The sequence below is a fragment of the Leeia sp. genome, from assembly GCF_041909055.1.
Classification (GTDB): Bacteria; Pseudomonadota; Gammaproteobacteria; order Burkholderiales; family Leeiaceae; genus Leeia; species Leeia aquatica.
Window position 1 is genome coordinate 118,090 of record NZ_JAYREC010000002.1, and the last position, 25,347, is coordinate 143,436.

The 25,347-nt window shown below is 60.6% G+C and carries 27 protein-coding genes and 1 CRISPR repeat array; of the genes, 17 read left to right on the forward strand and 10 right to left on the reverse strand.

All coding sequences use genetic code 11. The features are described 5' to 3' along the window. Window position 1: 1 nt before the first annotated feature. Together ACE3O2_RS06255 and ACE3O2_RS06260 are read left to right on the forward strand one after the other, a co-directional pair. A complete protein-coding gene (locus tag ACE3O2_RS06255; RefSeq protein ID WP_168875742.1) occupies window positions 2-964 on the forward strand; it encodes an ABC transporter permease in 963 nt (320 codons plus the stop codon). A 305-nt stretch (window positions 965-1,269) separates the two neighbouring features. After that, the gene (locus ACE3O2_RS06260) at window positions 1,270-1,935 is read left to right on the forward strand and encodes a hypothetical protein (protein ID WP_374335805.1); all 666 of its coding nucleotides are present in this window, start codon (window positions 1,270-1,272) and stop codon (window positions 1,933-1,935) included. Between the two features lie 91 nt (window positions 1,936-2,026). Here the strand turns inward: ACE3O2_RS06260 and ACE3O2_RS06265 are convergent, their stop codons facing one another. The 4 genes from ACE3O2_RS06265 to nadB all read right to left on the reverse strand — a co-directional run bounded on the left by ACE3O2_RS06265 (window position 2,027) and on the right by nadB (window position 5,827). Beyond that, window positions 2,027-2,296 (reverse strand): hypothetical protein, encoded by a 270-nt coding sequence (locus ACE3O2_RS06265; protein WP_374335807.1) that lies wholly within the window; start codon window positions 2,294-2,296, stop codon window positions 2,027-2,029. 485 nt (window positions 2,297-2,781) lie between these two features. After that, window positions 2,782-3,573 carry a hypothetical protein gene (locus tag ACE3O2_RS06270; protein WP_374335809.1) on the reverse strand — a complete coding sequence of 264 codons (792 nt, stop codon included), beginning with the start codon at window positions 3,571-3,573 and terminating at the stop codon, window positions 2,782-2,784. A 40-nt stretch (window positions 3,574-3,613) separates the two neighbouring features. Further along, window positions 3,614-4,246 carry a hypothetical protein gene (locus tag ACE3O2_RS06275; protein WP_374335811.1) on the reverse strand — a complete coding sequence of 211 codons (633 nt, stop codon included), beginning with the start codon at window positions 4,244-4,246 and terminating at the stop codon, window positions 3,614-3,616. Window positions 4,247-4,255: 9 nt separating this feature from the next. Next, window positions 4,256-5,827, reverse strand: a complete 1,572-nt coding sequence (gene nadB, locus ACE3O2_RS06280; RefSeq protein ID WP_374335814.1) for an L-aspartate oxidase — start codon at window positions 5,825-5,827, stop codon at window positions 4,256-4,258. 173 nt (window positions 5,828-6,000) lie between these two features. On the opposite strand from nadB, the gene rpoE reads away from it, so the two are divergent. The 13 genes from rpoE (at window position 6,001) to nagZ (ending at window position 17,023) form a co-directional block, all read left to right on the forward strand. Beyond that, complete coding sequence (gene rpoE, locus ACE3O2_RS06285; RefSeq protein ID WP_168875738.1) at window positions 6,001-6,603, forward strand: RNA polymerase sigma factor RpoE; 603 nt, start codon at window positions 6,001-6,003, stop codon at window positions 6,601-6,603. A 5-nt stretch (window positions 6,604-6,608) separates the two neighbouring features. Then, complete coding sequence (locus tag ACE3O2_RS06290) at window positions 6,609-7,103, forward strand: sigma-E factor negative regulatory protein (protein ID WP_168875737.1); 495 nt, start codon at window positions 6,609-6,611, stop codon at window positions 7,101-7,103. After that, window positions 7,100-8,083 (forward strand): MucB/RseB C-terminal domain-containing protein, encoded by a 984-nt coding sequence (locus tag ACE3O2_RS06295; RefSeq protein ID WP_374335817.1) that lies wholly within the window; start codon window positions 7,100-7,102, stop codon window positions 8,081-8,083. Before ACE3O2_RS06290 ends, ACE3O2_RS06295 begins: the two co-directional genes overlap by 4 nt. A gap of 34 nt (window positions 8,084-8,117) precedes the next feature. Beyond that, a complete protein-coding gene (locus tag ACE3O2_RS06300; RefSeq protein WP_374335819.1) occupies window positions 8,118-9,512 on the forward strand; it encodes a DegQ family serine endoprotease in 1,395 nt (464 codons plus the stop codon). Continuing rightward, entirely contained in the window at window positions 9,509-9,757 is a 249-nt protein-coding gene (locus ACE3O2_RS06305) for a glutaredoxin family protein (protein WP_374335821.1), read from the forward strand. Before ACE3O2_RS06300 ends, ACE3O2_RS06305 begins: the two co-directional genes overlap by 4 nt. A gap of 91 nt (window positions 9,758-9,848) precedes the next feature. Further along, window positions 9,849-11,642: a translation elongation factor 4 gene (gene lepA, locus ACE3O2_RS06310; RefSeq protein WP_374335823.1), complete on the forward strand. Its 1,794-nt coding sequence runs from the start codon at window positions 9,849-9,851 to the stop codon at window positions 11,640-11,642. 21 nt (window positions 11,643-11,663) lie between these two features. Then, window positions 11,664-12,632 (forward strand): signal peptidase I, encoded by a 969-nt coding sequence (gene lepB, locus ACE3O2_RS06315; RefSeq protein WP_374335825.1) that lies wholly within the window; start codon window positions 11,664-11,666, stop codon window positions 12,630-12,632. 175 nt (window positions 12,633-12,807) lie between these two features. Further along, complete coding sequence (locus ACE3O2_RS06320) at window positions 12,808-13,191, forward strand: DUF4845 domain-containing protein (RefSeq protein ID WP_374335827.1); 384 nt, start codon at window positions 12,808-12,810, stop codon at window positions 13,189-13,191. Further along, complete coding sequence (gene rnc / locus ACE3O2_RS06325) at window positions 13,188-13,889, forward strand: ribonuclease III (protein ID WP_374335829.1); 702 nt, start codon at window positions 13,188-13,190, stop codon at window positions 13,887-13,889. Before ACE3O2_RS06320 ends, rnc begins: the two co-directional genes overlap by 4 nt. Then, a complete protein-coding gene (gene era, locus ACE3O2_RS06330; protein WP_374335831.1) occupies window positions 13,886-14,794 on the forward strand; it encodes a GTPase Era in 909 nt (302 codons plus the stop codon). The genes rnc and era overlap by 4 nt, the downstream gene beginning before the upstream one ends. 9 nt (window positions 14,795-14,803) lie before the next feature. After that, window positions 14,804-15,550 carry a DNA repair protein RecO gene (recO, locus tag ACE3O2_RS06335; RefSeq protein WP_374335833.1) on the forward strand — a complete coding sequence of 249 codons (747 nt, stop codon included), beginning with the start codon at window positions 14,804-14,806 and terminating at the stop codon, window positions 15,548-15,550. Continuing rightward, window positions 15,547-15,927: a holo-ACP synthase gene (gene acpS / locus ACE3O2_RS06340; protein WP_374335835.1), complete on the forward strand. Its 381-nt coding sequence runs from the start codon at window positions 15,547-15,549 to the stop codon at window positions 15,925-15,927. The genes recO and acpS overlap by 4 nt, the downstream gene beginning before the upstream one ends. Window positions 15,928-15,937: 10 nt before the next feature. Further along, window positions 15,938-17,023 (forward strand): beta-N-acetylhexosaminidase, encoded by a 1,086-nt coding sequence (nagZ, locus tag ACE3O2_RS06345; protein ID WP_374335836.1) that lies wholly within the window; start codon window positions 15,938-15,940, stop codon window positions 17,021-17,023. A 332-nt stretch (window positions 17,024-17,355) separates the two neighbouring features. Here nagZ and ACE3O2_RS06350 read toward each other — a convergent pair whose 3' ends face one another. Continuing rightward, entirely contained in the window at window positions 17,356-17,886 is a 531-nt protein-coding gene (locus ACE3O2_RS06350; protein ID WP_374335838.1) for a tetratricopeptide repeat protein, read from the reverse strand. A 137-nt stretch (window positions 17,887-18,023) separates the two neighbouring features. After that, window positions 18,024-19,276: a CRISPR direct-repeat array (repeat unit 29 nt; unit sequence CGGTTCAGCCCCGCGTGTGCGGGGAACAG). Between the two features lie 181 nt (window positions 19,277-19,457). Beyond that, window positions 19,458-20,525 (reverse strand): M28 family metallopeptidase, encoded by a 1,068-nt coding sequence (locus ACE3O2_RS06355; protein ID WP_374335840.1) that lies wholly within the window; start codon window positions 20,523-20,525, stop codon window positions 19,458-19,460. A 199-nt stretch (window positions 20,526-20,724) separates the two neighbouring features. On the opposite strand from ACE3O2_RS06355, the gene ACE3O2_RS06360 reads away from it, so the two are divergent. Next, a complete protein-coding gene (locus ACE3O2_RS06360; RefSeq protein WP_374335842.1) occupies window positions 20,725-21,123 on the forward strand; it encodes a hypothetical protein in 399 nt (132 codons plus the stop codon). A 115-nt stretch (window positions 21,124-21,238) separates the two neighbouring features. On the opposite strand, the gene ACE3O2_RS06365 is transcribed toward ACE3O2_RS06360, so the two are convergent. Next, a complete protein-coding gene (locus tag ACE3O2_RS06365) occupies window positions 21,239-21,487 on the reverse strand; it encodes a hypothetical protein (protein WP_374335844.1) in 249 nt (82 codons plus the stop codon). Window positions 21,488-22,011: 524 nt separating this feature from the next. Between ACE3O2_RS06365 and ACE3O2_RS06370 the strand changes: the two genes are divergently transcribed. Beyond that, window positions 22,012-23,637: a GMC family oxidoreductase gene (locus tag ACE3O2_RS06370; protein ID WP_374335846.1), complete on the forward strand. Its 1,626-nt coding sequence runs from the start codon at window positions 22,012-22,014 to the stop codon at window positions 23,635-23,637. Window positions 23,638-23,684: 47 nt separating this feature from the next. On the opposite strand, the gene ACE3O2_RS06375 is transcribed toward ACE3O2_RS06370, so the two are convergent. From ACE3O2_RS06375 to ACE3O2_RS06385, 3 genes are all read right to left on the reverse strand, one after another. Beyond that, a complete protein-coding gene (locus ACE3O2_RS06375) occupies window positions 23,685-24,023 on the reverse strand; it encodes a cytochrome c (protein ID WP_168875721.1) in 339 nt (112 codons plus the stop codon). Between the two features lie 13 nt (window positions 24,024-24,036). Next, complete coding sequence (locus ACE3O2_RS06380) at window positions 24,037-24,363, reverse strand: cytochrome c (RefSeq protein WP_308418688.1); 327 nt, start codon at window positions 24,361-24,363, stop codon at window positions 24,037-24,039. A 176-nt stretch (window positions 24,364-24,539) separates the two neighbouring features. Beyond that, window positions 24,540-25,208, reverse strand: a complete 669-nt coding sequence (locus tag ACE3O2_RS06385; protein WP_374335848.1) for a CoA pyrophosphatase — start codon at window positions 25,206-25,208, stop codon at window positions 24,540-24,542. Window positions 25,209-25,347 lie beyond the last annotated feature (139 nt).

Here is a 25,347-nt window from a genome sequence, read left to right on the forward strand (position 1 = left end):
TATGGACCAATTCTTCGGTTTGCTGGAAATGACCATCCGCCTGTCCACCCCGCTGATCCTGGCGGCGCTGGCGGGGCTGTTTGTCGAGCGCTCGGGCGTGGTAGACATCAGCCTGGAAGGCAAAATCCTCTCTGCTGCGTTTGCTGCTGGCGCTGTGGCCGCCGTCACCCATTCCCCTTGGCTGGCGCTGCTGGCCGGTATGGGCGCAGCGGTGTTGATGGCCATGCTGCACGGCTTTGTCAGCGTCACCTACAATGGCAACCAGCTGATTTCCGGGCTGGCGATCAATACCATCGCCTCCGGCCTGACACCGGTGCTGGGGCTGGCCTGGTTTGAACAGGGCGGCGCCACCCCGCAGCTGGATGATGCCTCCCGCTTCCGTGAAATCCACTGGCCGGGCGTGGAAGCGGTGCAGGACATTCCGCTGATTGGCCACATCTACAAAAATGTGATCTCCGGCCACTCCCTGCTGGTATACCTGACGGTGCTGATCATTCCGCTGGTCACCTGGTTTATCTACCGCAGCCGCTTTGGCCTGCGCGTACGCGCGGTGGGCGAGAACCCGCATGCCGCCGATACCGCCGGGGTGAGCGTGGCCAAGGTGCGCTACATCGCCCTGTTCTGGGGCGGTATCCTCTGCGGCATTGCTGGTACCTTCCTGGCCATCTCCATCAACTCCGGCTTCGCCAAGGACATGTCCGCCGGCAAGGGCTTCCTGGCACTGGCGGCGCTCATCTTCGGCAAGTGGCGGCCGGGTAGCGCAGTGATCGGCTGCCTGCTGTTCGCCTTCTTCGACGCCCTGCAGATCCGCTTCACCGGGGTATCGCTGCCGGTGGTCGGCATCATGCCGTCGCAGATTTTCGAAGTGATCCCGTATGTGCTAACGGTGCTGCTGGTGGCTGGCTTTGTTGGCCGCGCCATCGCCCCCAAAGCGATCGGCATCCCCTTCGTCAAATCCCGCTAAAGCAGGCGAGCGCGACAGACAAAAGGCCGGTGGTGACACCGGCCTTTTGTACAGGTGGACGGGCGGGTCAATCCGGTCTGGTCCACCGTATGGGCAAGAATGCATCTCACCAAGCCAGGGCTGGCGCGGCTTTCTGCTCGCATGGCTATCACCGGTACGAGATGGAGAACGTTACCTTTATGTGATAATGTCATGCCGTCGGTGTGTGACCGTGTGTTGTTCTGCTCAAGCAGTACCTGCCATGATGGGGACGCACGGGACACCATGATTCAGACCGTTCATTACATAAAAGGGAGTCATCGGGTATGCGCGGAACCATTATTGCGTGGAATGGCGAGAGTGGCACCATTGCCGCCGCTGAGCAGCGTTTCGAATTTGACATCAAGCTGTGGCAAGGCAATGTCGCGCCCAAGCCGGACATGACGGTTCTACTCAGTCTGGACGGCAACACCCTCACCGGGCTTGCCCCGGTTGCCGAAGGCGAGCTGGCCAAGGAAAAAATGGCGCAACTGGGTACGCAAGGTGTCGCGCTCGCTAAAATCATCGGGCAAGACATCGGCAAGGATGTTGCCATCGCCTATGGCGTGTTTGCCATTGTGGCGCTATTCCTGCCTTTCCTGTCTGGCAATGGCTTCTTGGCTGCGCAGAAAATCACGCTGGCCGAGATTGTGTCGGCTGGTGTGCTGCTGGTACTGCTCGCAAGCGCCAGCATTGCCGTTCCCCACTTCTGGAAGCACAAGCTGGCCCCGCTGGCCCTGTGTGCGCCACTGCTGGTGACCCTGCTGGCAGATATTCAGGCCTACCGCGTGTTCTCCAGCTTCAACGCGGGCATGGATCAACTGGCGAACGCACTGGGCGAATTCAGCCGCCCATCGCCGTTCTCGCTGAGCCTTGGTTTCTATCTCGCTCAACTGGTTGCAGGCTATATTGCCTACCGTGGCGTGACGCGTTATCTGAAGAACAAGGCCTGATTGTCGCAGGCATGCGTTATACGGTTTGAAGCTGCCCAAAGCAAACGGGCCACCTGCTTGGTGGCCCGTTTTACTTTTCGCACGCAGACCTTCAGACGAAATACCACATCGCCAGCAGCAGGCAGAAAAGTGCAAACCAGACCCAGCGCAAGTGCCGCAGCGGGATGACGCCAAATACCCTGATTGTGTCTGAGACATCATGCTGCCCACACACCGGGCAGACCACCTGATCCAGCAGCCAGCCATCCTCGCGCCATGTGGCTGGCGTGTTGTCTCGCGTGAACAGCGACTTGAGCCCCAGCTCTGCAGGGCGGTGCTGCTGTCCGTGGAATACGTGACCACAACGGGAGCAGGTGTGCATGATGTTCTGTTGTGAAAATCAAAGTTGCTGGCCGGATAGGTCGAGCTCGCCGGACCAAACCCAGGCTCGATAAGACCCTGCCCCGAACTGCTGCTGATCGGCTAATAGCGCTTCCCATAGCTGATCACGGCGACACCAGCCTCGCCCGCCTTGAGTGGAGTCAAATACCGCACTGCCGTCATGCAAAAAACGCTTGAGCTCATTTATCACATCGCCGGCAATGCGCTGCTTCAGTTTTCGCCCGGACAAGCGGAGACGCCAATAGCGGCCCTAAGAATAATGTGTGTGCGTGATGCCGCAACTCAGGACCACTTCATTGTGCAAGATGGTAAGCCAGAGTGCCTGTATCTCTGGGCATGGTGCATCCCATTTAATGTGGAGGCATCCAGCCTCAGTTCGTTCGGGCGTCGCAGCAGGAAGGGCGGGCAGGGCTTTGGTGATCAGCCGTTCCAGATAACGTAAGGGTTTGTGCATGCGCCGAGGCCTCATTGGTGCATATTGCCGCGACCGGTTTGCAGCCGCTCTGCAAGAAAATCCCGGCAGACAAAGGAGAATGCCCCTTGCTCAGCGTCGGTCACCCGGTAGTGCGCGCCTTCCCACTGCTGGTCGCGGATATCCTGAATCTCCAGCAAAATGTCATTGCTGAATGTGGGCAGCTGGATGGTGATATCGAACGCACCGATAAACATCACGGAGAGCTGGCTCCCGTCAACCTTGTTGGAAGCCAGTAACAGCTGGATGTCGTACAGCGTTGGCGTGCCCGGGTCAGACGACTGGTCCATGCGGATGGACTTGAGTATGCCAAATTGCCATGGCTGCAATTGGTTGAATGTACTCAATGTTTCTTTGGGGCTGCATGTGCCGGTGTACCCGAGGGCCGTGCAGAGCCGTCTGATTGTGAAAGCGAGATGTTCATGTGGGATGGATATGCTGCCTGCCCATTGTCGCAGAAAACAGGTATCAACTATCTGATACTGGCTTAGCGATACTCTGATGCTGCATGGCTGATTAGGGCTCTCACAATATATTTCCAGCTTGAAGTCCTGCGGGATGTAGGATTCCAGGAGTGCAGAGCCTTGGTGGGATGCTTCTAGCTGAGTGAGCTGTGTGCGGAAGTGCTGCACCGCTGCTGCTTCCAGCCGGACAGATTGAGCGGCAGTGAATGGCCCCGACTTTACGCGTACCTGAACGTGAAGATCGCCTTCGGTAGGCAACCCTTCGGGCACAGCTTCAATGACCGTTAACTCAAGGTAATCATGTTCGGACTGAATAAGCATTGAGACCCGTACCTGCAAGAAGGGGTTAATATGTGTATTGTTACCAGAATTTCCACCAAGGTTTTTGCTTCATGTGAGCGAATTCAGCCTGCCGGAGTAAACTGTTGCGCTGCTGTTCTTGATGAGCGCTCAAGGCATGGTGATATGCCCAGTCCCAGTTGGTGTCTTGACGAAGGGCGGTGAGTACTTCTCTCAGCCCCGGCGTCGTGGGCTCATATGACACCAGTGGCCCCATGGCATACATTATGGCTTCCTCACGAAAGTCAGCCGTAGCACACTTGATTTCCTCGAGAATGCGCTCTTGATCTATACCCGCCGCTGCCAGTCGGCAAAGGATTTCCAAGGCATTGCCTTGCGTCCAGTCATTTTCACCAAAGGCAACACGGCGCAACTCAGGCAGGGCTGCGCACCCCAAGTGGTAGTAAATTTCAAAAATGGCAAATTGCCTTGCCGAAAGCCAGCTGCCAAGCGCGGCGAATTGGCCGCTGCATTCTTCCGGGGGCATTGGGTCGTCGTGATACAGGGTTTTTAGCTGCACGATGGCTTCAGGACCAAAGTGTTCTGCAGCGGCAAAAGCCTGCGTCGTGAACGCCGTCCGGTTGCCGAGCAGGGTGGCAATATCCCTGACAGTTTGCAGCAGTGTGGGGTCGATGTTCTGGCTGCTATCGGGCATAAGCTGCTTCTACGGCACCAACACCGTCGGTACCGCTTCCGGCAGCAGGTCCGGGTAGTCGCGGCTGAAGTGCAGGCCGCGGCTTTCGTGGCGGCGCAGGGCGCTTTGTACGATGAGGTCGGCGGTGAGCACCAGGTTGCGTAGCTCGATCAGGTCGTTGCTGACACGGAAGTTGCGGTAGAACTCGTTGATTTCCTGCGTGAGCAGCTGGATGCGGTGCTGGGCGCGTTGCAGGCGCTTGGTGGTGCGCACGATGCCAACATAATCCCACATTGCGTGGCGCAGCTCGTTCCAGTTGTGCGCGATCACCACTTCTTCGTCGGCGTCGGTTACCCGGCTTTCGTCCCAGTCCGGCACGTTGGGCAGCGGCTCGGCCTGGCGCGAGAGGATGTCCTCGGCGGCGCTCTCGGCAATCACCAGGCATTCCAGCAGTGAATTGCTGGCCAGTCGGTTTGCACCGTGCAGGCCGGTGTACGCCACTTCACCGGCAGCGTAGAGGTTGGCGACATCAGTGCGGCCTTGCAGGTCCACCATCAGGCCGCCGCAGGTGTAGTGGGCGGCGGGGACCACCGGGATGCCCTGGCGGCTGATGTCGATGCCCAGCTCCAGGCAGCGGGCGTAGATGGTGGGGAAGTGGTCGCGCAGGAAATCGCGTGGTTTGTGCGAGATGTCCAGATACACGCAATCCAGGCCGTGGCGTTTCATTTCAAAGTCGATGCTGCGGGCAACGGTGTCACGTGGGGCCAGCTCGGCGCGCGGGTCGTGATCCGGCATGAAGCGGTGGCCATCCGGCAGGCGCAGGATGCCGCCTTCGCCGCGCACCGCCTCGGTTATCAGGAAAGACTTGGCTTCCGGGTGGTAGAGGCAGGTGGGGTGGAACTGGATGAACTCCATGTTCGCGACCCGGCACCCGGCGCGCCAGCCCATGGCAATGCCGTCGCCGGTGGCGGTATCCGGGTTGGTGGTGTAGAGGTAGACCTTACCTGCGCCGCCGGTGGCGAGCACGGTGTACGAGGCCAGCAGGGTTTCCACGTGGTCGGTTTCGGTATTCAGGATATAGGCACCGAGCGCGCGCTGTTCACTGTGGCCCAACTTGCGGCTGGTGATCAGGTCGATCGCCACCCGGTTTTCCAGCACGGTGATGTTCGGGTGCTGCCGTACTTTTTCCACCAGCGTTTGCTGCACCGCTGCGCCGGTGGCGTCGGCGGCGTGGATGATGCGGCGGTGGCTGTGACCGCCTTCCCGTGTAAGGTGGAAGCCGAAGGGGTGGCCTGCATCTGGGGTGAACGGTACGCCCTGGGCAATCAGCCATTCGATGTTGCGGCGCGCATGCTCGAGGATGTAGCGGGTGGCGTGCGGGTCGCACAGGCCACCACCGGCAATCTGGGTGTCCTGTAGGTGGGCGTCGATGGAGTCTTCGTCGGTCAGCACGGCGGCGATACCGCCTTGCGCCCAGCTGCTGGCGCCATCGAGCAGGGCTTTCTTGGTCACCAGCGTGACCTTCAGCCGGTCGGCCAGCCGCAGCGCCAGTGCCTGGCCTGCCAGACCACTGCCGATGATGAGGACGTCTGTCTTGTGCATGCTGCCCGTTTCCTGCTGACGTGAGTGAGGTGTGAATTTTAACAGACGGTGGCCGGAACTTCCCTTCCGCTTTCAGGTCTGTTGCTGCAGGTGGTAGCATTGCACCCTTCAAAAACAAGAGTTCAGTCTGCGGCAACCGGATGGGCCGGTCCCGCAGCATCAGGGATGGCAGCATGAGTGATCGCGAAGTCGATCAACAGCTGGTAGAGCGCGTACAGCGCGGAGACAAACGGGCCTTTGACCTGCTGGTAGGCAAATATCAGCGGAAGCTTGCACGCCTGTTGTCCCGCTTCGTCCGCAATCCGGAGGAAATCGAGGATGTGGCGCAGGAGGCCTTTATCAAGGCTTACCGGGCCTTGCCCTCGTTCCGCGGGGAAAGTGCGTTCTATACCTGGCTGTATCGCATCGCTATTAATACGGCGAAGAATTATCTGATGTCGGCAGGGCGGCGGGCGACCACCACCTCGACATCCATTGAGGTGGACGAGTCCGAAACGCTGGACATGGCCGAGCAGGTGCCGGATGACAATACTCCGGAAACCGAGCTGGCCAACCAGCAGATCGTGCAGGCGGTGAACCGGGTGGTGGAAGCCTTGCCGGAGGAGCTGCGCGAGGCCATCACGCTGCGCGAGATGGAAGGGCTCAGCTACGAAGAAATTGCTGAGGCAATGCAGTGCCCGATTGGCACGGTGCGGTCGCGGATCTTCCGCGCCCGGGAAGCGATTGCAGCGGAGCTGCGACCGCTGGTGGAACAGAAGCAGAACAGAAGATGGTGAACAGCATGAACGAGCGTATTTCAGCCTTGATGGATGGTGAGCTTTCCAGTCAGGAAGAAGCTTCGGTATTGCAATGGTTGCGACACAACCCGGACGGGGCTGAGCAGTGGCATACCTATCACCTGATTCGTGATGCTTTGCGCGAGAAAGGGGCTGCCGATGTGGATGTCCGCAGCCGGGTGATGGCGCAGCTGGAAGCCGAGCCGACCATCCTGGCACCACGACGCGCGCGCATGCCGGCTCGCCGCACCATGGTGGCCTTGTCCGCCGCGGCATCGGTCGCTGCCGTGTCGGTGGTGGGCTGGATGGGCTGGCATACCCGCCCGACCCCGGCCAATGCCCCGACCATGCAGGCTGCGGTCACGGCCCCGCTCAAGGCCACGGGTACGGCAGACATGCGTCCCTACCTGGCTGCGCATCAGCAGTTCTCCGGGCAGGTGAATGGCCGCAGCGAGGTGCGCCCCGCCAACTATGAGGGTGGGGAGCCGGTGAACAAATGAGTTTATGCTTCAAACCGGTTCACCTGCTGCGCTTGCTGCTGCCGTGCTGTGTCGGGGCGGCGCTGGCCGGGCAGGCACTGTCGCCCTCGGAAGGCCTGCAACTGCTGAACCGGGTGACGCAGGCCACCCGGCAGCAGAGCTTCGTCGGGGTGTATGTCTACCAGCGCGATACCCTGGTGGAAACCTCCCGCATTACCCATCAGTTTGCGGACGGCAACAGCTATGAGAAGCTGGAGGCGCTGGATGGCCCGGCGCAGGAGCTGATCCGAGCCAACAACATGCTCAGCTGCTATGTGCCTGCCAACCGCAGTGACAAGGTGGATTACCAGTCCTACAGCCGCTTCTTTCCTGATGTGCTGCCGAATGACAATCGCGCCCTGCTGGAAAACTATCACGTGATCCGGCAGGACATGGAGCGGGTGGCCGACCACGATTGCCAGATGGTGTTGCTGGCACCCAAGGACGGGCTGCGCAATCCGTTCCGCTTCTGTTATGAGCCCACCCGTGCGGTGCTGCTCAAGGCGCAAGTCTATAACGACCGGCAGGAGCTGCTGGAGCAGATGTCCTTTACCCAGGTCAACATCGGCGGGGTGATTGACCGTAATGCTTTCAAGCCACGCCTGCCCAACAAGGTGGGCGCCTGGCAGCGTAGCGATGGCCCGGTGAAGGCGGACGACCTGATCATCAACGACAAGCAGCTGCCCGCAGGCTTCAAGCTGGTGCGGGGCAGCAAGCGGCAGCTACCGGGCAAGCCTGCGCCGGTGTCGCATTACCTGTTCTCGGATGGCCTGGCTTCGATGTCGGTGTTTCTTGAATTCACCGGTAAGGACGCGCGGCCTGCAGAGGGCGCATCGCGTCAGAACGACACCAATATCCTGGTTGAAACCGATGAAGGCGCGGTGATGATGTTGCTGGGCGAGGTGCCGAAGGGGGCCCTGCAGCAGCTGGGTAACAGCTTGCGGATCAAGCCCAAGCGTTGATTGGATCTGGGTCTGACTGGAGTCGAGGAAGAGCATGAAACTGTGGCGTTCGTTGCAATCCGGCCTGCTGGGTGTGGCTGTGTTGTGGTCCACTGTGAGCGTGGCAGCAGCCAAGGATTTACCGGATTTTACTGAGTTGGTGGAAAAGCAGGGCCCTGCGGTGGTCAACATCAGTACCACGCAGACGGTGAGTGGTGGCGCTGCCAATCCGTTTGCCGAGGGTGACCCGGCCTATGAATTCTTCAAGCGCTTCATGCCGCAATTGCCCAAGCAGCGGGATTACCAGACCCGCTCGCTGGGCTCCGGTTTCATCATCAGCGCCGATGGCGTGATTCTGACCAATGCGCATGTGGTGGATGGCGCGGATGAGATCACCGTCAAGCTGACCGACAAGCGCGAATTCAAGGCCAAGCTGATCGGGGCGGACAAGCGCACCGATGTGGCCGTGCTGAAGATTGAAGCCAGCAAGCTGCCCATTGTTACGCTGGGTGACCCGGACAAGCTGAAGGTGGGCGAGTGGGTGCTGGCCATTGGTTCGCCGTTCGGACTGGAAAACACGGTGACGGCCGGGATCGTGTCGGCCAAGGGGCGTACCCTGCCGGACGATACCTATGTGCCGTTCATCCAGACCGATGCCGCGGTGAACCCCGGTAACTCTGGTGGCCCACTGTTCAATATGCGCGGTGAGGTGGTGGGTATCAACTCCCAGATCTATAGTCGCTCCGGCGGTTATATGGGCTTGTCGTTCTCGATCCCGATCGACGTGGCGATGGATGTAGCCAACCAGCTGAAGAGCAATGGCCGGATCAGCCGTGGCAAGCTGGGTATCAATATTCAGGAAGTGAGCAAGGACATTGCGGAATCGCTGGGCCTGAGCTCGCCATCGGGTGCGCTGGTGGTGGGCGTGGAAAAAGGGTCTGCCGCTGATCGTGCCGGGCTGAAGGCCGGTGATGTGATTCTGAAGTTCGACAACAAGCCGATTGGTGCGTCCAGTGAGTTGCCACGTGTGGTGGGCTCCACCAAACCCGGCAGCAAGGTACAGTTGCAGGTATGGCGCAACAAGGCATCCCAGGATGTGACGGTGACGCTGGGTGAGGTGGTGGATGACAGCGCCAAGGCCAAGCCTGCCGCCCCGCCGAAGCCGGATGCGCTGGTGCGCATTGGCTTGCAGGTGGTAGAGCTGAATGCCGCACAGAAACGTCAGCTGGATGTGGGCTTCGGTTTGCTGGTGACCGCTGCGCAGGGCGCGGCTGCGCGGGCCGGGGTGGAGGAGGGCGATGTCATCATCGGCGTCAGCAATGAAACCCTGAAGTCGCAGCAGCAACTGCTGCAGCTGCTGGAGCGGGCGCCGAAGGGCAGTGTGGTGGCCTTGCTGATCCGCCGTGATGACAGCACGCTGTACATCCCGGTGCGGGTTCCGGAAAAGTGAGCGCCTTACCGACGCTGACACTCTACATTCGCGAATACTGCCACCTGTGCCAGGACATGCTGGCGATCCTGCAGCAGGACTACCGGGGACGCTTTCTACTGCAGGTGGTGGACATTGAGGATGATGATGACACCGAGGCCCGCTACGGCCAGCTGATTCCGGTGCTGATGGCGGGTGAGCACGAGTTGTGTCATTACCACCTCAACCGTGCAAGACTGGATGCGTATCTGGCGGAAATTGGGTAAAATCTAGGGTTAAGGTGACGGGGCACTCGTGTAGTGCCCCTTCTTATTGCCGACTGCGCCTGCCGCACGGCCTGCTGGAACCACAAGCTGCATGAAACACATACGCAATTTCTCGATCATCGCCCACATCGACCACGGCAAATCCACGCTGGCCGACCGCTTCATCCAGTTCTGTGGCGGACTGGACGCCCGCGAAATGTCTGCCCAAGTGCTCGACTCGATGGACATCGAGAAGGAGCGGGGCATTACCATCAAGGCGCAGACCGCCGCGCTGCAGTACAAGGCGCGCGATGGCCAGGTTTATAACCTCAACCTGATTGACACCCCCGGGCACGTGGACTTCTCCTATGAGGTGAGCCGCTCGCTGGCCGCCTGCGAGGGCGCGCTGCTGGTGGTGGACGCTTCGCAAGGGGTGGAGGCGCAGACGGTAGCCAACTGCTACACCGCCATCGAGCAGGGTGTGGAAGTGTTGCCGGTGCTCAACAAGATCGACTTGCCTGCTGCCGAACCGGAGCGGGTGTGCGAAGAGATTGAAGACATCATCGGCATTGATGCCACTGACGCGGTGCGCGCATCGGCCAAGAGTGGCATTGGCATTGAAGATATTCTGGAATCGGTGGTAGCCCGCATTCCGGCCCCGACCGGTGAGCCGACCGCGCCGCTCAAGGCGTTGATCATCGACAGCTGGTTCGACAACTATGTTGGCGTGGTCATGCTGGTGCGGGTGGTGGATGGCGAGCTGAAGCCGAAAGACAAGATCCTGCTGATGAGCAGCAAGACCCAGTACCTGTGCGAGCAGGTCGGGGTATTCACGCCGAAGTCGCTGCAGCGCGATGCGCTGCGTGCCGGTGAGGTGGGGTTTGTGATCGCCGGCATCAAGGAGCTCAAGAGCGCCAAGGTGGGCGACACCATCACCATCGCCAACAAGGCCGCGACCGAACCGCTGCCGGGCTTCAAGGAAATCAAGTCGCAGGTGTTTGCCGGTCTGTATCCGGTGGAAAGCCACGACTATGAGAACCTGCGTGATTCGCTGGAAAAGCTGCAGCTGAACGACGCCAGCCTGCATTTCGAGCCGGAAGTGTCACAAGCGCTGGGCTTTGGCTTCCGCTGCGGTTTCCTTGGCCTGTTGCACATGGAGATCGTGCAGGAGCGGCTCGAACGCGAGTTCGATATGGACCTGATCACCACCGCGCCGACCGTGGTGTATCACGTGCTGATGAAGGACGGCACCGAGCTGGAAGTGGAAAACCCCTCCAAGCTGCCGGACCTCTCCAAGATCGAAGAAATCCGCGAGCCGATCATTACCGCCCACATTCTGGTGCCGCCGGATTACCTCGGCTCGGTGATGACCCTGTGCAACAACAAGCGCGGTGTACAGCGCAATATGCAGTATATGGGCCGTCAGGTCATGCTGTCTTACGACCTGCCGATGAACGAAGTGGTGATGGACTTCTTTGACAAGCTGAAGTCGGTCAGCCGCGGCTATGCCTCGCTGGATTATGACTTTAAGGAATTCCAGCCTGCTGATCTGGTCAAACTCGACGTGCTGGTGAATGGCGACAAGGTGGATGCCTTGTCCCTCATCGTGCACCGGGCCAACAGCGTATACCGTGGCCGCGAGCTGGTCAGCAAGATGCGTGAGCTGATCCCGCGCCAGATGTACGACGTGGCAGTGCAGGCCGCGATTGGTGCCAACATCATTGCCCGCGAAAACGTGAAAGCCATGCGCAAGGACGTGCTGGCCAAGTGTTATGGCGGTGATATCACCCGCAAGAAGAAGCTGCTGGAGAAGCAGAAGGCCGGCAAGAAGCGGATGAAGCAGGTGGGGAATGTGGAGATCCCGCAAGAGGCCTTCCTCGCCATTCTGCAAGTCAGCGACAAGTAAGCCGTACACACAAGGACAAGCATGAACTGGATTGCAACCTGGACCGGCGCCGCCATCATCGGTGCCGTGATGCTGGCGATGGGGCGCAACCTCCCGCGCAACGACAAAGGTGAGGCCCACGCCACCGTACAGTTTGCCCATATGGCGCTGATCATCGGCGTATTTGGCCTGATTGCGGTGTACACCACCTTGTCGCTGGCCATGTTGCTGTTCGTGCTGGTGTCCGGTGTGGTCTGGGCGGTGGACAAGTGGTATCTGGCGCGTCGCCGCAAGCAAGGCGAGCGCCAGTCGGATGAGGTGGAGCTGTTCGCTGGCCTGTTCCCGGTGATTGCCGTGGTGTTCCTGGTGCGCTCCTTCCTGTTTGAGCCGTTCACCATTCCGTCGAGCTCCATGCGGCCCGGGCTGGAGCCGGGGGACTTCATCCTGGTCAACCGCTTCAGCTACGGCATCCGTGTGCCGGTGCTTAATACCGTATTGATCGAGACGGGCAAGCCGCAACGCGGTGATGTGATGGTGTTTCGCTATCCGGTGGACCCCAAGACGGATTTCATCAAGCGGGTGGTCGGCTTGCCGGGTGATACTGTGACATACCGTAACAAGCAACTGACGGTGAATGGCAAACCGGTAACACAGGTTGCCCTCGCAGAAGGCAGCTATGTGCGCGACAATTCCGCCAATCTGATTCCGGTGCAACGTTTCAAGGAAACAACCGCTACCCGGAGCTATCTGGTACAGACGGTCGAGCAAGCCCCTCCCGTGAACCAGGATCAGGTGCTGAACTTCCCGTTCCGCGATAACTGCCAGTATGACGACAGTGGCTTTACCTGCAAGGTACCTGCCGGGCATTATTTCATGATGGGTGACAACCGCGACGACAGCTCGGATGGCCGCTACTGGGGCTTTGTGCCGGACGAGAACATCGTCGGCAAAGCCACCCTGATCTGGATGAACATTGGCGCGTTCAGCCGAATCGGTACTTCCATCCAGTAAGCGCACCCCCATGGGCTGACAGCCTCATGGCACAGTGTTTAACTATCCGATCAGGGGTAATGCCGCTATGATAACGAAGCTTTCCTCCTGTCCACACCGGTAAGGGAAGCGGGGCTTGGCAAACAGGCATACCGCCAGCCCATATGGGCAAACGCATTGATTGAGGAGACGCTGCATGCTGCAACTGAAACCGCGCAAGGCCGAACACGGATTGTCCATCATGGGGCTGATCATCGTGGCGGCAGTGCTGGGCTTTTTTCTGCTGGTCATTGCCAAGACCATTCCTTCCATCTCTGAGTATCAGGCGGTAAAGAACGCCCTGAAAAAAGTAGCAAGCGAGGGTGGTACCCCTGCTCAAATTCGTGCTGCCTTTGATAAGACGGCGGATATAACCGACATTCACTCCATCAAGGGTGAAGATCTGGAAATTCAGGGGTCGGGTGACAACGTCACCGTACGTGCTGCCTATGGAGCCAAGGTCGCCCTGTTCGGCAATGTCAGCCTGGTGCTGGATTTTGATACCTCCGCTGGTGCGGGTGGTGGTGGTAAACAGCCTTGAGGCGACAAGAAGACCGGGCGCTGCAAGAGCGTATCGGTCATGATTTTGCCGATGCGTCATTGCTGCAACAGGCATTGACGCATCGCAGCTTTGGTACGCCGCATAATGAGCGGCTGGAGTTTCTGGGCGACAGCGTGCTGTCGCTCGCGCTCTCCAATCTGCTATACGAGCGCTTCCCGCAGCTCTCCGAGGGGGAGCTGTCGCGGGTGCGCTCCAATCTGGTGAATCAGCAGGCGTTGGCCGAGCTGGCGATCGGCCTCAAGCTGGGACAGGTGTTGCGGCTGGGCGAAGGTGAGGTCAAGAGTGGTGGGCGGGAGCGCCCGTCCATTCTGGCTGATGCGTTGGAAGCCTTGTTCGGTGCCGTCTATCTGGATGGCGGGCTGGCGCCGGCGCTGGCCTGGATTGCCCGGCTGTACCAGCCGGTGCTGGTGTCGCTCAACCCGCAGACGCTGGGTAAAGACCCCAAGACCTTGCTGCAGGAATGGCTGCAAGGACAGCGGCTGCCGCTGCCGGTCTACCGGGTATTGCAAGCGCAAGGGGCCAGCCACGCGCAGTCCTTTGCGGTGGAATGTGAAATCGCTGTGCTCGGCATCACGGTGCCAGGCAGTGGCAACAGCCGCAGGCTCGCCGAGCAGGAGGCTGCCAAGGCCGCGCTGCAACAGGCGCAGCAACGGCAGGCAAACAAGAAAGCATCATGACAGAAGCGTTTCCGCCCCCTTCGGACTTTCACTGTGGTCTGGTGGCCATCGTGGGTCGGCCCAATGTCGGCAAGTCTACCCTGCTCAATCACCTGATCGGGCAGAAGATCAGCATTACCTCGCGCAAGGCACAGACCACCCGCCACCGGGTGACCGGCATCTATACCGATGCCAGCTACCAGATGGTGTTCGTCGATACCCCCGGCTGGCAGACCAAGTACAAAAGCGCGATGAACAGCGCGATGAACCGCAGCGTCAGCGGCACACTGGCGGACGTAGACGTGGTGCTGTTCGTGATCGAAGCCGGGCGCTTCTCGCAGGCCGATGCCGATGTGCTCAAGCGCCTGCCGAGCAACCGTCCGGTGATTCTGGTGGTCAACAAGGTGGATTACCTCAAGGACGACAAGGAAACCCTGCTCGCCTTCCTGCAAGAGATGTCCGGCAAGTTCAACTTTGCCGCACTGGTACCGGTGATCGCCCAGCATGGCCACAAGGTGGACGTGTTGCTCGATGCGGTGCGCCCGCTGCTGCCGCTGGGCGAGCCGATGTACGAGGAAGACCAGATCACGGACCGCAGCGAGCGCTTCCTTGCCGCCGAGATCGTGCGGGAAAAGCTGTTCCGCCTCTTGGGCGACGAACTGCCGTATGCCATGAACGTGTTCATCGAGCAGTTCGAGCTGGATGGCAGCATGCGCCGCATCCACGCCGCCATCATGGTGGACAAGCCCGGCCAGAAAGCCATCCTGATCGGCAAGGGCGGCGAAAAGCTCAAGCGCATCGGCACCGAGGCGCGCATCGACATGGAAAAGCTGTTCGACGGCAAGGTGTTCCTGCAGCTGTGGGTCAAGGTCAAGAGCGGCTGGGCTGATGATACCCGCCTGCTGCGCGAGTTCGGCTTCGAGTAAGCGCAGGCCGTGGCGCAATCCCAGCGAGTCGACCTGACCGAAGGCTTTGTACTGCACCACTACCCGTGGCGGGAAACCAGCCTGATTCTGGAAGTGTTCAGCCGCGAGCATGGGCGGCTCAGCATTGTCGCCCGCGGCGCACGCCGCCCCGGCTCTGCCCTGCGCGGGGTGCTGCTGCCGTTTCAGCCGCTGCTGCTGTCCTGGTATGGCAAACACGAGCTGAAAACCCTGCACAAGGCCGAGTGGGTCGGCGGGGTACGCTTTCCGGCAGGTCATGCCCTGATCTGCGCCTACTATCTCAATGAACTGCTGCTGGCCTTGCTGCCCAAGGAAGACGCCAGCGGCGAGCTGTTTGACCATTACCAGCACGCGCTGCATGCGCTCAGCCACGGCCTGGAGCAAGCACCGGTGCTGCGCCAGTTCGAGCAGGCGCTGCTGAGTGAGCTGGGGTACGGCCTCTTGCTCAGCCACACCGTGGCAGGGCTGCCGGTTGAGGCCGGGCAGCGCTATGCTTATCGGCTGCAGCATGGACTGTACCCGGCGCGCGAGCGCCAGCGTGACGACATCCCGCTGGATGGCCAAACCCTGCTCGACCTGCATCACGGCCACTATGAGCGGGCTGAGACTCGCCAGCAGGCGCTGGCCTTGATGCGGCGACTGTTGGCCAGCTTGCTGCCAGAGCGGCCGCTGGCCACCCGCGAGCTGTTCCGACTGCTGCGACAACTGGACGAGCCCGCCAACGGGAGGGACGCATGATTTATGGACTGGGGACCGATCTCGCGCGGGTGAGCCGCTTTCAGCAAGGGCTGGAGCGGCATGGCGAGCGTTTTGTCGAGCAAATACTGGCTCCGGCTGAGCGCGAGGCCTTTGCTCAGGCCGCCCACCCGGCCCGCCTGCTGGCCAAGCGCTGGGCGGTTAAAGAGGCGTTTGGCAAGGCGGCGGGCACCGGCGTGCGTGCGCCGATTACCCTGCAAGCGCTGTGGCTCAGCCACGACGCACTGGGGCGACCGCAGCTGTGCTGGGATGAGGCAGTAGCCGCCTGGCTGGCGGAGCGTGGGATAAGCCGAGCGCATGTGAGCCTCAGCGATGAGGCCGACTACACGGTTGCCACCGTGATTCTGGAAATCGGATAGGAAACGAGCCATGACCACAGTCAATCTGCCCCTGGGACCGGTGTGTGTCGACCTCGCCGGTACCGAGCTGACCGATGCAGAGCGGCAGCGCCTGCTGCACCCGCAGGTGGGCGGTGTCATCCTGTTCAGCCGCAATTTCCGTTCGGTGGCGCAATTGTGCGCACTGACCCGTGAGATTCACCAGCTGCGCAGCCCACGGCTGATCATCGCGGTGGACCACGAAGGCGGCAGAGTACAACGCTTTCGCGATGGTTTTACCCGACTGCCGCCGATGGCCGAGCTGGGCAAGCTGTGGAATGACGACCGCGCCGCCGCGCGTGCGCTGGCAGCGCGCACCGGCTGGGTGCTGGCGGCGGAGCTGCGTGCCAGCGGGGTGGATTTCAGCTTTGCCCCGGTGCTGGACCTCGACTATGGCGTGTCCACCGTCATCGGCAACCGTGCCTTCCATGCCCACCCGCATGCGGTGAGCGAGCTGGGGCAATACCTGATGCAAGGCATGCGGCAAGCGGGCATGAACGCTTGCGGCAAACACTTCCCCGGTCACGGTCATGTGGTGCTGGACTCCCACCACGCCCTGCCGGTGGATGACCGCCCACTCTCGGAAATCCACGGGGCCGACCTGCAACCCTTCCGCCGCCTGATCGAACAGGGGCTCGCTGCGGTGATGCCCGCGCATGTGATCTACGCCAAGGTAGACGAGCGGCCCGCCGGGTTCTCGCCGCGCTGGTTGCAGGACATCCTGCGCGGCCAGCTTGGCTTTCAGGGGGCCATCATCAGCGATGCACTGGACATGGCCGGTGCTGCCTTCGCAGGCAACACCATTGAGGAGCGCGCCAAGGCCGCGTTCGAGGCCGGCTGTGATCTGGTGCTGGCCACCAACCGCCCGGAAGAAGCCGAGCGCCTGCTGCAGCGCTTGGACTGGCAGATCAGCCCGGTATCTCTCAGCCGCCTCGCCCGCCTGCACGGCGAACCCAACCCCCTGCAGTGGGATGACCTTGTTCACGACCTCGATTTTCAGTCCGCCCGCCGTGAAGTGGCTGCCTTGGCAGGGGAGGGGGACATCAGCCGCTGGGGGCCGGATGTGGGGGAAGCTTAGGCGGTAGGGCTGATGTTGTGCCTGTCGGGCCAGCTAGAAGCAGTGACCCATCCCGCAAGCGGTCATGAAGCCAGTCAGCCCGCAGGTGAAGAAGGCAAGCGCAAAGACTGCCATTGCCGTCAAGATTCGTCCGATGAGGGAGGGTGTGCCATGAGACAAGATGGCGGCGCAGCCGACCGAGATCGAAAACAGTGGCCATAGGCTGCTCGATGCAGGGGCAAGGAACACCACCAGCACCATGACTGCGTTACCTGCCAGCAAGACCAGTATCCACTGCCAGAATGGCGCTGCGTGTGATGATTGTTTGCGGCTGGGTGTGTCTAGTGGGGTGGTCAAGGTTGTGCACCTGTTTGGTAAGGGCCTGCTTTGGCAGAGACTTGGTCCAGTGCTGCCAGCATTTCCGCAGCCTCTTCTTTCGAAGACGGGAACACATCCTCGCTGTGTAGCACTTGCTGCAAGTAGCCGCGAACGGTATCCCGCTCCTTGTCACTGACCACGTACAGCTTGGCCAGTTCCAGCGCGGCATCGTGATCACCATGCTCCAGGGCCTGTTCAAACCAGTAGCGGGCTTGCCGGATCTGCCCGCTGCGACGGCAGGTGATGCCCAGATTGAAGCGGGAGGTCGCATGACCGGCATCAATGGCGCGCCGATCCCATGCCATCGAAGCTTCCACATCCCACGAAACACCCCGGCCTGATTCATACAGGATGGCAAGGCGAGACATGGCGGCACCATCGCCCATCAAGGCCGCTTGCAGAAAGAGTGAGGCAGCCAGGGTGAATTCCTCATGCTCCTCGGCGGCATCGGCTGCGCAGAAGATGGATTCGGTCAGTGAGAGCGGAGGAGGGTTGTTCGTGTTCATGCCAAACCTGTTAACAACGCAGCTGCCCAACACCCGGCTGAGCGTGGACCCAGCACCATCTGTAGATAGAGAAGCCACCGCCCGATGCACTCCCGAGGGTGATACGGATTGTGCATGGAGGCAACCACCAAGTGCAAGTTGACAGCCCCGCGTGTGCGGGGAACAGGGTCGGTCCAGCGGGACGCTGGGCGGCTGCCCCCGGTTCAGCCCCGCGTGTGCGGGGAACAGAAGATGCGCTCGATCGACCTGGTTACGCGGCTCGGTTCAGCCCCGCGTGTGCGGGGAACAGCAAAAGCCCAAACCCGGTACCGCGTTACCGTCACGGTTCAGCCCCGCGTGTGCGGGGAACAGGCGTCGGTGTGGGGTATCCGGCAGTTCCAGTTCGGTTCAGCCCCGCGTGTGCGGGGAACAGTTACCCCAGTCAATGAACGAATCGCCGCCGCGCGGTTCAGCCCCGCGTGTGCGGGGAACAGTACAAACCAACCGAGAAAGACCGTCATGAAAACGGTTCAGCCCCGCGTGTGCGGGGAACAGTGCCCCAGTCCAGCTTTGAGAGAGGCCGTCATCGGTTCAGCCCCGCGTGTGCGGGGAACAGTCGACCGTCAGATGCCCCGCCTCGTCGGATGCCGGTTCAGCCCCGCGTGTGCGAGGAACAGCGGGTCACACGCAGAAACAGGCTGCAGAGCTGCGGTTCAGCCCCGCGTGTGCGGGGAACAGTTCCAATTCATTCGCCGTGTAGTCGTACCATTCGGTTCAGCCCCGCGTGTGCGGGGAACAGATTTCCGGTCCGGCCCGGTTAACGGCCACTGGCGGTTCAGCCCCGCGTGTGCGGGGAACAGCCGCTCCGGTTTCATTTCCGTAGCCCTCGCAACGGTTCAGCCCCGCGTGTGCGGGGAACAGGCAAGCGATATGTGGGATGGCCTGAAAAAGACCGGTTCAGCCCCGCGTGTGCGGGGAACAGAGGGTTGAGCAATGAAATACTGGCCGGTATGTCGGTTCAGCCCCGCGTGTGCGGGGAACAGCTCGCAGTGTTCGTAGGTGTTGAAGTTCAAGCGCGGTTCAGCCCCGCGTGTGCGGGGAACAGGTACACCATGCCGCCGGTAGCGCGGCCCGGCACCGGTTCAGCCCCGCGTGTGCGGGGAACAGATCAGGAAATACGCATAGCGCCCCAGGTACTCCGGTTCAGCCCCGCGTGTGCGGGGAACAGGCAAGCCTGCCCTACGGCTCGCTATGCTCGGGCGGTTCAGCCCCGCGTGTGCGGGGAACAGCCGGGGCCGGGTTTGATTGCGACGTATCCTGACGGTTCAGCCCCGCGTGTGCGGGGAACAGCATTACCAGCTGGATTGTGATGATCAGAGTGCCGGTTCAGCCCCGCGTGTGCGGGGAACAGTCTAATTGCAAGCCATTGTTTGTAAATGGCTTTTAGGGTGGTGGATTTTTTACCAGTGAGGAATGGGGTTCAGATTGTCAAGGAACGGATCAGACAGTATACGTCGTGTGGTGCAGTTCAGGCAGCCGGGAGTGTGTACAGGGGTGTGGCCACCTCTGCTGAGTGGCCTTGCTGAGGGCGTTCACCGCGTGCGCGGCTGATCGTCCTGATCGACCTGCCACAGATAGTCAAACAGGGTGCGGGTGACGTTGACCATGGGCTTGAAGTGCACATTGTCCGGGGTGTCGTTGACCGAGTGGTAATTCGGCACGTCAGCCAGGCCAATCACACGAGTGTTGATGCCGATTCGGGCAAATGGTCCGGCATCATAGTCAAAGGTCGGGCCCGGGGTTTTCGGGTATTCGTGTGAATAGGCGTCCTTGTCTTCATCCGAGTCGTTATACACCTCGCGGAACCAGCGCTTGCTGTAGGCATCCATTTGCTTTTGGCTGAAGCTTTGCCATTTGTCGTAGCCAAGGCCGATCATGTCGATGCTGATCATCAGCACAATCTGTGCGTTGGGGGCGGCGGCGACCGGGTTCTGGCTATGGTAGATGGAGCCCATGTACTTCTGCTCTTCCGCACCATAGGCGACAAACATCAGTGTGCGCTTGTTCTGGCCTTCCAGCTTTGCAAAGGCACGTGCCAGCTCCAGCGTGGCGGCGACCCCGGTCAGGTCATCATTGGCGCCCGGGTATTGCTTGCGCAGATCATTGTTGAAGCCCAGATGATCCCGGTGGCCGCTGATGATGATCACTTCCTTGGCCAGCTCAGGGTCATTACCCGGCAGGATGCCGATGATGTTGCTGGTATTCGCCTTCTGGCCAAGCTGCAGGTTGGAAGATTCATCGGGGTCGGTGATCCTGGTGGTGAAGGGTTGCAGGTAGCCTTTGCTGCCCGCCGGGGTCAGTCCGATGCTTTCAAACTGCTTCACCAGCCAGTCGCGGGACAGTGTATCGCCTTCTGTGCCCGGCAGGCGGCCATTGTATTTGGGTTTGGCCAGCTCCCTGACCGTGGCTTCCAGGCCTTCCTGACGGATGCTGTTGCGTGCGGCGATGACGTCCTCATCGGCGGTTTTGCTGCCTGTCTTGGCCGTTGCCGGCTTGCCGGTGGGGGTGAGCGGGGTGGCGGCCAGTGCCTGGCTGCCAGGCATGGCCGTGAGCAGCAGGGTGGTCAGCAGGGAGAGGGTGAGGCGGGTGTGGGATAACATGGCTTTCATTTCTTGCATAGCTTGGTGCGAGGTAAGTAAAGGTCCGGCAGGGCCGGGCGTGGGTCATTCACTGGTCAAAGTAGTCACTCAGCAATAAGTGAACTAGTACCCTGATGTTTAAAAATATTTCAGTGATATGACATCAATTCATATGCATAATGCATGATTGTGGTTGATGAGGAAGCAGAGGTTAGCAGGGATGTCTGCAATCAAGCCAAAGTGTCAGGCAGTGATGATGGGGCTACTGCTGCTGGGTATGTCCGGGCCTGGCGTTGCATCACCCCGTCTGGCTGTGGTCAAACAGCAGGTGCATCGGGCTGCGCTGCAGCGCGACTATGTGGCGCTGAGACGGTTGATGGTGGCGGAGTTCATCTGGAGCTTCGGTGGAGAGGCCAGTGCAGATCAGGCCATTGCGGCCTGGAAGGCCAAGCCTGACTTGTTGCGTACGCTGTCGCGGATCACGGCGGCTGGCGTGGCGTGCGCTCAAGAGACGCCAGAGACGGTGACATGTCCTGCGCACGCTGGGCTGAGTTATCGCGCCGGGTTTGTGAAACTATCAGGCCAGTGGCGATTGGCGTACTTCGTGGCTGGAGACTGATGGTGCGCGGGGGCGTACCCGATAGCTACGTGTCTTGTGCATGGATGGCATTCGTCCTGTCCGTGCAGGGCAACCGCGGCACGACATGATTGCGGTTGCCCTGCAGGGCAGCGGCTTAATCAAATACCGAACAATCCCTCTTCTTCGTCGGGTGGGCGAGGTTCCAGGCCATGCAGGCAGCCTTGGCCTTTCTCATCTGATCCTTCGTTGTCGCTTCCGGATCTGGGCGCTCCTTGCCGGTACCCCCGCCCCAACTGTCAAAGCATACGTCCTGGACACAGTACACCGCGAAAGCAGGCGAGCTCATCAGTGCGGCAGCGCTGACCATGGCGGCCACTGCCAACGTTTTCAAAGTGCTCTTCATTGTCGTGTTTCCTCGTTTCAAGTTTTGAGTAAAAGACACAGTGTGTGCATCTCATGCTGGTATTTTGACTAACTGCTTCAGCCTCAATGCACGAAGGGGATGCTCACATGGTGGAAATTCAGGATCAATACGGAGCTGATGAATGGATAGGCTCTAATACCAGATGCTTGGATGACTGCTTGGTCTGTTTTTAGATCAGTCCTTTATTTTCAGATTGTTAGCCAGTTAAACTTAGTGTTGCTAAATGTTTTTTTAGTTCTGACGAACGGTTATTCAGATACCACTTGATGATTTATGTTTTTGTGTTATGAACAATTATTCTCATTTGAGTGTGGCTATGTCTCGTCTCAGGGATGTGCTGCGCGCCTGTTGAGCATGGCGTGCAGGGTGTGGCAGCTGCGGTGCCTCGGGAACGGGAGAGGGGGCTGGTGTTGCCTGCCTGAGGTGAACCCTCTTATGATGCAGTGAAAGTAAACTTGCATTCACTAAATCGGGTAACCCATGCGGCTGGAGAGGGCGGACGGATGACAGGCTTCGACTATGTGGTGGTGGGCGGTGGCTCGGCAGGTTGTGTGCTTGCGGCGCGCTTGTCAGAAGATCCTGGCCTGTCGGTGTGCCTGCTGGAATCCGGTCCCAGCGACTGGCACCCGGCCATTCATGTGCCGATTGGCTTGCTGTGGATGATGCGCAGCCCGGGCATGAACTGGAACCTCAATACTCATCCCGAGCCTGCGCTGGCCGGGCGTCGGCTGTTCTGGCCGCGTGGCAAGGTGCTGGGCGGCAGCAGCTCATCCAACGCCATGTGCTATATCCGGGGTCATGCTGCAGATTATGATGGCTGGGCCGCGCAGGGCTGCACGGGCTGGTCTTTCCAGGAGGTGTTGCCCTACTTTCGGCGGGCCGAGCATCAGGAACGGGGCGAGGACGCGTATCACGGGGTGGGTGGCCCGCTGAATGTGGCGGATTTGCGCACGCCAAACGTGCTGAGCAAGGCGTTTGTCGAGGCGGGCGTGCAGGCGGGTTTCCCGCACAACACGGATTTCAATGGTGCACAGCAGGACGGGGTGGGCCTGTTTCAGGTTACCCAGAAGGATGGCGCACGCTGCAGTGCGGTGAAGGCCTATCTGACCCCGGTGCGGCAGCGGCCTAATCTGTCCGTGATCACCGGCGCACAGGCGACGCGCATCCTGCTGTCGACCACAGCGACAGGCGTACCCAAAGCCAGTGGGGTAGCGTACCGGAAGGGGGGGCAGGAGCAGGTGGTGCAGGCGCGCTGTGAAGTGTTGCTGGCGGCCGGGGCCATTTTCAGTCCGCAATTGCTGATGCTGTCCGGGATAGGTGATCGGGTGGCCTTGCAGGCGCAAGGCATCGCCTGCCTGGCGCATCTGCCCGGCGTGGGGCAGAATCTGCAGGACCATCTGGATGTGATGGTGGTGCAGGCTTCCCGGCAGCCTGTTTCGTACAATCTGGGCCTGCGCAACCTGCTCAAGTCCCCCTGGTATCTGCTGCGCTACCTGATGCGGCGGGACGGCATGCTCTCCACCAACGGCGCTGAAGCTTGCGGCTTCATCAAGAGCGCTCCGGACGAAGCCATTCCGGACCTGCAGTTTCACTTCACTCCGGCCAAGCTCAAGGACCATGGCCGCAACCTGCGCTTTCTGACCGGGCAGGGGTTTTCCCTGCATGTCTGCAACCTGCGCCCCAAAAGCCGAGGGCGGGTGGTGCTGGTATCAGCCGACCCTGCGCAGCCACCCCGCATTGAAGCGAACTATCTGGACCACCCGGATGACCTGCGCCGGATGATCCGTGGCGTGCGCCACGCCCGGCAGATCCTGTCCCAGGCTGCCATGGCCCCGTATGGTGGGGCGGAGGTCCTGCCGGGGTCTGCGGTACAAAGCGATGCAGAAGTGGAGCACTTCATCCGGCAGCATGCCGAAACCATCTACCACCCGGTCGGCACCTGCCGGATGGGGGTGGATGCACTGGCGGTGGTAGACCCTGCGCTGAAGGTGCGCGGGGTAGACGGGCTGCGGGTGGTTGACGCGTCCATCATGCCCACCCTGGTAGGCGGCAATACCAATGCGCCGACCATCATGATTGCAGAAAAAGCAGTCGATCTGATCCGGCAGGAAAGGCAGAGAGTGGGGTAAAGCGAGGGGGAGCCACCCGTCCGCACTGGGCGAGTGGCTGGAGCGGCTTAGCGTTTGACTGCCAGCGGGCTGGTCTGCTTGGCAAAGTAAGCAGCCAGATCCGCAATGTCCTGCTTTTTCAGCGGGCTGGCCATGCCGGCCATGATCGGGTTTTTGCGGTTGCCCTTTTGGTAGTCGGTCAGCGCCTGAACCAGATAGTCTTCTTGCTGGCCAGCCAGAATCGGATAGGTCGGGCTGGTGCTGAGGCCGCCCTGACCATGGCAGGCAATGCAGGCCTGGGCTTTCTTTTGCCCGGCAGCCGGGTCGCCCCCGGCGAAGCTGCTGGTGCTGGTCAGCCCGAGCAACAGCAGGCTGCTACAGGCGGCAATGCGTTGAATGGCGTTCATTGGCTGTCGTCCCTTATTTTTGTGCGGCGTAGTATGCAGCCAGATCCTGCATGTCCTGTTCGCTGAGCCCGGCAGCGATCCCCTGCATGGTGGGGTGGCTGCGCTGGCCTTCCTTGTAGGCCTTGAGCGCGCTGACAATGTATTCGGGGTGCTGGCCGCCAATCTTGGGCACGCTGTACACCGACGGGAAGGCGGTGCGGTAGCCTGGAATGCCATGACAGCCCGCACACATGGAGTTCTTTTGCTTGCCACGGGCAGGATCGCCTGCGGCGTTGGCGGCGACAGGTGCAAGCAACAGCAGACCGGCACTGACCACCATGATTTGCAGCAGTTTGTTCACGGATCAACCTCTTTTCTGTTCTGGAAAAAGCCGGATGCGTTGTCCGCTGCTGGCGACGTCGCGCCCTGCCAACCTTCTCGGGTGCGTCAAATTGTAGCAGCTTGCCCTGTGGAGTAAAGCGGGCCACTTGTCCTTGATCTGGCGCAAAGCGGGTGCTGTATCCGTGATGCCACACCCTAGAAGGGCCGGTGCAGCAGCAAACGCTGGCGAAAACTGTTCAGCATGCTGGCGGAAGCCCCCCAGATGAAGTGTGCCTGATAAGGGATGGCCAGCACCTCGACCGCACCACTGCGCCGCTCGATACGAAAACGATGGGCGTGATCCGGGTTCAGCAGGTAAAGCAGGGGCAGGTGAAAGACCTGTGCAACCTCTCCGGGGTTAGGTGTGGCGCGGAAGGGTTGATCCAGCCAGCCGACCAGCGGGGTGACTTCGTAGCCGCTGACGGTGAGCAGGGCAGGGAGCCCTCCCAGCATGCGTACCTGCTCAGATGGCAGGCCGATTTCTTCATGGGCCTCGCGCAGTGCGGTCGCTGCCAGGTCACGGTCTTGCGGGTCCTGTCGGCCGCCGGGCAAGCTGATTTGGCCGGGGTGGTGCTTCAGATGGTATTGCCGCTTGGTCAGGATGATGTCCACGCCTTGCGGGCGCCAGTGCAGTAACAGCAGCACGGCGGCGGGGCGGAAGTGCTCGATGTGGCGCAACAGCGGATGGCGGGCCGAAGGGCTGTCTGTCGGCAACTCGCGGTTGTGGCTCAGGGCGAGGCGAAACTCTTCGGCGGCCAGACTGGCATCCTGCCAGTTCAGCGCGCGCCAGGATCGGGTGTCTGTTGTGGGGCGGTATGTGGTCATTACGGAGCGGGTTTGCATTGAAGCGAAGTGCTTTCTCCGCTATAATCTCATGGTTAAGAACTGCGCGAAACGGGATAGGCCTGCCGGCCTGTCCCGTTTGCATAAGTGGGGGGCGAAAAAGCCGGTCTGCCTGCCGCTC